Consider the following 6,171-nt stretch of genomic DNA (forward strand, 5'->3'; position numbering starts at 1 on the left):
CTTTAGGACATTTCTACTTTGGTAGAATAGGACATTTCTATTTTGGTATTACATACCCCTGATTGCCCCTGATTGCCCCTTGACTATTTTATAGAAGAAATATGTGTTTATAAGTAAGTATGTAAAGAAAAAGAAACAAGCATCGCAAAGGCGAACCGAAACACAGTAAGTTGGGGAGCTTTAAGGCAGGCCGCGTTTTTCGACGCAGCCGCCCGTTTATTGATCCACCGGCACCTGCAAACCCTCAGGATTTATCCGAGACACCGGCGTCCTGAAACGTCGCCATCTCTCTGTAAATCTTCAACGATGCGTCCAGTATGGTCATCGCTATGGCCGCCCCCGTGCCCTCGCCAAGCCTCATATCCAGCTCCAGCATGGGCACCAACCCCATGTGCGCTAAAATCGCCCTGTGTCCTATTTCATGTGAACGGTGGGCGGAAAACATATACTCCTTCACCGTTTCATTCAGGCCATAGGCGACTACCGCCCCGGCTGTAGAGATAAAACCGTCAATAACAACGGGAAGCCGCAGCTCTGCCGCACCGAGGCACAAACCGGCTATCGCACCTATCTCCGCCCCGCCCACCTTCATAAGCACATCTATTGGGTCTTTAGCGTCAGGGGCGTTTACGGCTATGGCACGCTCTATCACGGCGATCTTCTTAGACAGCTCCGCGTCGCCTATCCCCGTGCCTCTTCCTGTCACCTCAGCAACCGGCCTTCCAGTAATCACGGCGGCCATTGCGGAGGACGGCGTTGTGTTGGCTATGCCCATCTCACCGGTTGCAAACATCCTGACGCCCTTTTGGGCATATTCGCGGGCAAGGGCAATTCCAACATTTACACATTGTATTGCCTCATCGCGGGTCATGGCCGGCCCTTTGGCCATATTTTTCGTCCCATAGACCACCTTTTTTTGTATCAGGCCGGGACAGTCTTTAAAGTCGTAATTCACGCCGGCATCAACAACCAGCACATCAGCCCCCGCGTGTCTGGCAAGGACATTAATCCCCGCCCCGCCTCTTAGAAAATTAAGCACCATCTGGGGCGTAACCTCAGCCGGAAACGCCGACACGCCCTCCGCTGCCACCCCGTGATCCCCTGCAAACACAAATACCGCCTTTTTCGGTATCTCCGGCATTGTGTCTTCGTATATGGCAACAAGACGCGCGGCAAAGCGCTCCAGCAGCCCGAGGCTGCCCTGTGGTTTGGTTAATATATCAAGCCTGCTTTGGGCCTTCTCAAAAAACTCCTTCTTTAACGGCCTTATGTTGCTGGATGCGGCTTTGATAGTTTCCATAGTCTGCTGTTAATCCTCCTTTGCGTCTTATTTTAATTCGGAATTATCCACTTGACAAAGTTTCTGAACAATATACATTTGTGCATGCCTACCTTAAACCCTCATTGACATAAAGTTACCGGATTGAGTACAATGAACCCGTGGATGATAATAACATATTCAGCTTTAACGAAGACAACAACTTTGAGGACAGCGGCCAAAATAACGGAATACGGTATTGGCTTGCCTCTGATTTAATGGTTTGGCTTGGATACAGCGACTTCTCAGTCTTCAAGAAATCTATCAACAAAGCGATGTCAGCCTGTGAGACACTGAATATTCCCATAGAAGACAATTTTGTAGGATTTAGTGACGTTGACAATTCTGGCAAAGTACAAAGAAATTATAAATTAACGCGATTTGCTTGCTTTATGGTTTCTATGAATGGTGATATAAAGAAGCCACAGGTAGCAAAAGCACAGATATATTTTGCCACAATTGCAGAGACGTTTAGAAGTTATCTTGAGACATCTGAAAATGTAGATAGAATTTTAATACGGGAAGAAATTTCGGACAAGGAAAAATCTTTGAGTGCATCAGCTCATCAAGCGGGTGTTGAAAATTACCCATATTTTCAAAATGCTGGATATAGAGGAATGTATAATATGAATTTAAATGAATTAAAAATACACAAAGGTATTGATATAAAAAAATCATTGTTGAATTTTATGGGGAAAGAGGAATTGGCCGCTAATCTATTTAGAATAACCCAAACCGAAGCCAAAATAAAAAATGAGAACATCAACGGTCAGAATAAATTAGAAAGAACTGCATATTCGGTTGGTAAAGAAGTAAGAGACACAATGGTAAGAATAAGTGGGAATAAACCAGAAGATTTACCAATATCCGAAGAGATAAAAGATGTTAGCAAAAAGCTTAGAAAAACTAATAGAAAATTCATAGGCATGGATAAAACCAAGCCGGAATGACGGCAGGGATATAAACGGAGTTAACTGCATAGGCAATTTCAGTTATTTTAATTTCAGCGGCAAACCGCTGACCACAAAATATACTTCGTCTGCGACTGCGGCGGCTTGCTGATTGAGCAATCCGGCCGCGTCCCTAAAGACCCTCGCCAGCTTATTGTCCGGCACTATTGACATGCCCACCTCATTTGACACGAGGTAAAGGCGTTTATCTTTTGACTCTGTGGCCTTGAGTTTCTTTAATCTCGATATAAAATCATCAATTTCTTTTGTGACCGTCCCGATTTCAGGAAACGGCTCCCTCATCAAACAATTAGAAAGCCAGAGCGTGAGGCAGTCCACTAAAATCACATCGTAGGATTCCACAAGTTCAGAGATCATCTCCGAAAGGCGCACCGGCTCTTCAAAGGTCTCCCACACGTCTGACCGCTGCCTTTTGTGGGCGTCTATGCGTAGGCGCATCTCATCGTCAAGCGGCTCTGCGGTTGCAATAAAAGCCTTCTTACCCGCTTGCTGCCCTGATAGTTTTAGCGCATAGGAACTCTTGCCGCTTCTCGAGCCGCCGGTTATGAATATTATTTTCATGGTCAGCCGCCGCCCGCGGCCTTCTCAGGCAATCTATATCCACGCGGGGTTATTATCCAGTTGCCGCAACTGAAGGACTGTGAATTGCCGATGACGACGGTCGTCTGCATGTCAATTCCGTGGTTGAGCATCTCTGACAGGGTCGTTATGGTTATACTCTCGTCCGCCCTTGCCGCTCCCTTAACTATGCCGACGGGGGTTTCGCCGCTTTTATATTTCAGGAGTATGTCCCTTGCCTTATTAATATGAGACGGCCTGCCCTTGCTTTTGGGGTTATAGATGACGATGACGAAATCAGCGCTTGCCGCGGCGTGAAGGCGGCGTTCAATCAGCTCCCACGGCGTCAGCCTGTCTGACAGGCTGATGGCGGCAAAATCGTGCATGAGCGGTGCCCCAAGGGCCGCCGCGGCGGCGCATAACGCCGGTACACCCGGTATTACCTCGATAGTGGGACGGGCAGCCGCGTCACTCCAAGGATAAACTCCGCCCTTAGTCCGCTCTTTTATCAGCTCAAGCACAAGCCCGGCCATCGCATAAACGCCCGGGTCGCCGCTGCTTATCACAGAGACAACCCGCCCACCTGCCACCTCGTCTATGGCCGCGGTGCAGCGCTTCACCTCTTGCGTCATACCTGTGCCGATTATCGTCTTATCCTTGATAATTGCCCCTATTAACTCTATGTAAGTCGAATAGCCGACGATTACCGTTGAGGCCGCAATCGCCGCCGCCGCCCTGGGCGTGATGTGCTCTACCGCACCCGGCCCTATGCCGACAATATAGAGGGTGCCGCGTTGATTTACAATTGACTTATTATTTTCTGTAACCATGTTTGAAATCCTTGTCGTATAGTTTTGATTGGCGGCCCGTTTGGCCTTCAGACGCCCTAAGTGCCTCGCCCACTAAGATTAATGCCGTTTTCTTTATGCCCGCCGCCTTTACCTTTTCGGCAATATCAGCAATTGTCCCCCTCAATATCCTCTCCTGTGGCCATGAGACCCTCTCCACAACCGCAACCGGCGTCTCCGGTGGATAGCCTTCTCTGAGTTTCTCCATTACTTTATCTATCATGGAGACGCTTAAAAAGATAACCATCACGGCCCCATGCCTTGAGAGAGCGCCGAGGTCTTCGGCCCTGGGGACAGGTGTCTTGCCCTCCATGCGGGTGAAAATCACCGTCTGGGTTACCTCCGGTATGGTCAGCTCCATCCTTAGGGCCGCGGCAGCCGCAGCCGACGACGATACCCCCGCGACGACCTCATACTCTATCGCATTGTCCCGCAGTTTTTCAATCTGCTCTGAAATAGCGCTATAAAACGAGGTATCCCCCGTGTGGAGCCTTACAACAGTCTTACCCTCTCTTGCTGCCCGCACCATTAAGTCGGCCATCTCCTGCAGCTCCATCCCCGCCGAGTTATACACCTCCGCCTTTATGCCCGTCAAAAGCGCTGTGTTTATGAGGCTGCCAGCGTATATTACCATGTCGGCGCTGTCCAGCAATCGCCTACCTTTTATCGTTATTAACTCAGGGTCTCCGGGGCCTGCCCCGACAAAAAATACCTTGCCGGTCATCGCTCAACCACTATCAGGTGAACTCCACAGTCAACGGCGGCATTCACCTTTTCATAAAAACCGCCCTCTTTGCCGGTTTTTTTAGTGACGAGACAGTCAATCGCATATTGCCTTATCGTGGCCGCGTTGAGTTCGGTGGTAAACGGCCCCTGCATGGCTATGATATTGGCGGCATTGACACCTGCCTCAAGCGCGCTTTTTATTGAGTGTTCAAACGGAAGCACCCGCACAAAGATGTCCACGCCGCCATTTTCTGAAAGTGGCCTTACGAAACCGAGCTCCTTGGAGCCGGTGGTAAACAATGGGCGTTTTACTTTGAGGGCGAGGATTTTATCAATCACCTGAGTAAGCGAAGACACATAGCAGAGTTTTTCGTACTGGAATTCATTGTCAAATGCGGTATCGCGCACCTTTGACTCATAAACGAGCTTCAATTCAGTGGAAACAGACTTCGCAAGTGGCGTTATTAGCTCCGCATAGGGATGGGTGCAGTCAATTATCTTTGTGATGGCGTGTTTTTTAATGAATCTCTTCAGGGCGTCGGCCGTAGTGAAATTCTCTAAAATCGCCCTATCGCCAAACTTCTCCTTAAACAGATTAAAGCCATACCCGGTAACGGTAGAGACGAGGAAGTCCTCACCGCCTTTCATCAGCTCGTATCCCATGTTGACGCCCTCAGTCGTACCACCCAGCACCAGAATACGGCCACTGCCCTGTGATACATCAATCTTCGGCTCCTGAGGGCCGGGGAAAAGCGTCTCCCTTGCGATGGCCACGGTTATACCGTCAAAGATAGTCTTTGGAAGAACGAGTCTTGAGCTGCTGCCAGAAAGGGCGGCCGACGGTTCAGCAACCCCATATACGCCAATGGACTTAAAGACCATGTCAGATTTCACGGCGGCGGTGTTTCGTTCGTAGTACATATCAATCATCCACTTTGGGATAAATCTTACATATAGATGCAGCGCGGCTGCGGCGGCAAGCAGACCCTGTTCGTCTCTTTTTACCCATGCCGAGGCGAGGCAGCGCAGGTTATCTGTCGTAATGCCGGCTTTTTTGCAGCCTTCGGTAATGGCGGCGGTGATGGCCTCTTTTTTTGCGCCCTTAACACATCCAACCCCGCAGGTGTATATCCTGAGGGAATCGGTTGCCGTGGTCACAACTGGCTGCGCCCCCGTAATTGAGCTTATCAGATATGTCAGGGCGTTTGCCCCACCTTCGTGCCCGGACAGGGTGCTAACCGCAAATCTTCCGGCCTCATCAAGTGTCACAACGGCGGGGTCTTCGAGTTTGTTCCTCAGCAAGGGCGCAATAACGCGGTTCACTATCCCAAGCGACATGACAAAGACCAGCCCCCCGTACCGGTTAAATACCGAGGCCGTATGGGCCGACAGGGAATCAAAGGTATGCACCTTCGCGCTACCCCCAGCCTCTGTTAAAACACCGGCCTTTACGTGCAAATCCCCCGACGTCCCGGCGGCTATTTTCTCAGCAAGCGCTGTGCCATTAGGTGTTATGCAAAATACGGCAATGTCCATGTTTGTGTAATTCCCATTTTTTACGCGTATTTATTAATCATCCATAGATTAAATTCTCTGACCCCTCCACAGGGCAACCGTCTATAATAATCTACATGTCTTATAAAATCAATAGCCGGGCGAGGCCCATGTTCTGGATTTGGCTTGACACGAGGACAAAGGATGCTGTAATACCAAAATAGAAATGTCCTATTCTACCAAAGTAGAAATGTCC

The 6,171-nt window shown here is 49.4% G+C and carries 6 protein-coding genes; 1 reads left to right on the forward strand and 5 read right to left on the reverse strand.

The genetic code is table 11. From position 1 onward, the window contains the following. Nucleotides 1-244: 244 nt before the first annotated feature. On the reverse strand, nucleotides 245-1,300 hold the full coding sequence (gene cobT / locus AB7D94_RS16040) for a nicotinate-nucleotide--dimethylbenzimidazole phosphoribosyltransferase (RefSeq protein ID WP_420267026.1): 1,056 nt from the start codon (nucleotides 1,298-1,300) through the stop codon (nucleotides 245-247). A 140-nt stretch (nucleotides 1,301-1,440) separates the two neighbouring features. Here cobT and AB7D94_RS16045 point away from each other — a divergent pair, with 140 nt between their 5' ends. Then, nucleotides 1,441-2,268, forward strand: a complete 828-nt coding sequence (locus AB7D94_RS16045) for a BRO family protein (RefSeq protein WP_420267027.1) — start codon at nucleotides 1,441-1,443, stop codon at nucleotides 2,266-2,268. A gap of 42 nt (nucleotides 2,269-2,310) precedes the next feature. On the opposite strand, the gene cobU is transcribed toward AB7D94_RS16045, so the two are convergent. From cobU to cobK, 4 genes are read right to left on the reverse strand one after another with little or no spacing between them, the layout of a single operon-like run. Then, nucleotides 2,311-2,850, reverse strand: coding sequence for a bifunctional adenosylcobinamide kinase/adenosylcobinamide-phosphate guanylyltransferase (gene cobU / locus AB7D94_RS16050; protein WP_420267028.1), 540 nt, complete (start codon nucleotides 2,848-2,850; stop codon nucleotides 2,311-2,313). 2 nt (nucleotides 2,851-2,852) lie between these two features. Next, nucleotides 2,853-3,677 carry a precorrin-3B C(17)-methyltransferase gene (cobJ, locus tag AB7D94_RS16055; RefSeq protein WP_420267029.1) on the reverse strand — a complete coding sequence of 275 codons (825 nt, stop codon included), beginning with the start codon at nucleotides 3,675-3,677 and terminating at the stop codon, nucleotides 2,853-2,855. Further along, nucleotides 3,661-4,419, reverse strand: coding sequence for a precorrin-4 C(11)-methyltransferase (gene cobM / locus AB7D94_RS16060; RefSeq protein ID WP_420267030.1), 759 nt, complete (start codon nucleotides 4,417-4,419; stop codon nucleotides 3,661-3,663). Before cobM ends, cobJ begins: the two co-directional genes overlap by 17 nt. Further along, a complete protein-coding gene (gene cobK, locus AB7D94_RS16065; RefSeq protein ID WP_420267032.1) occupies nucleotides 4,416-5,957 on the reverse strand; it encodes a precorrin-6A reductase in 1,542 nt (513 codons plus the stop codon). The genes cobM and cobK overlap by 4 nt, the downstream gene beginning before the upstream one ends. Nucleotides 5,958-6,171 lie beyond the last annotated feature (214 nt).

Source organism: Candidatus Magnetominusculus dajiuhuensis (genome assembly GCF_046044395.1).
GTDB classification, from domain to species: domain Bacteria; phylum Nitrospirota; class Thermodesulfovibrionia; order Thermodesulfovibrionales; family Magnetobacteriaceae; genus Magnetominusculus; species Magnetominusculus dajiuhuensis.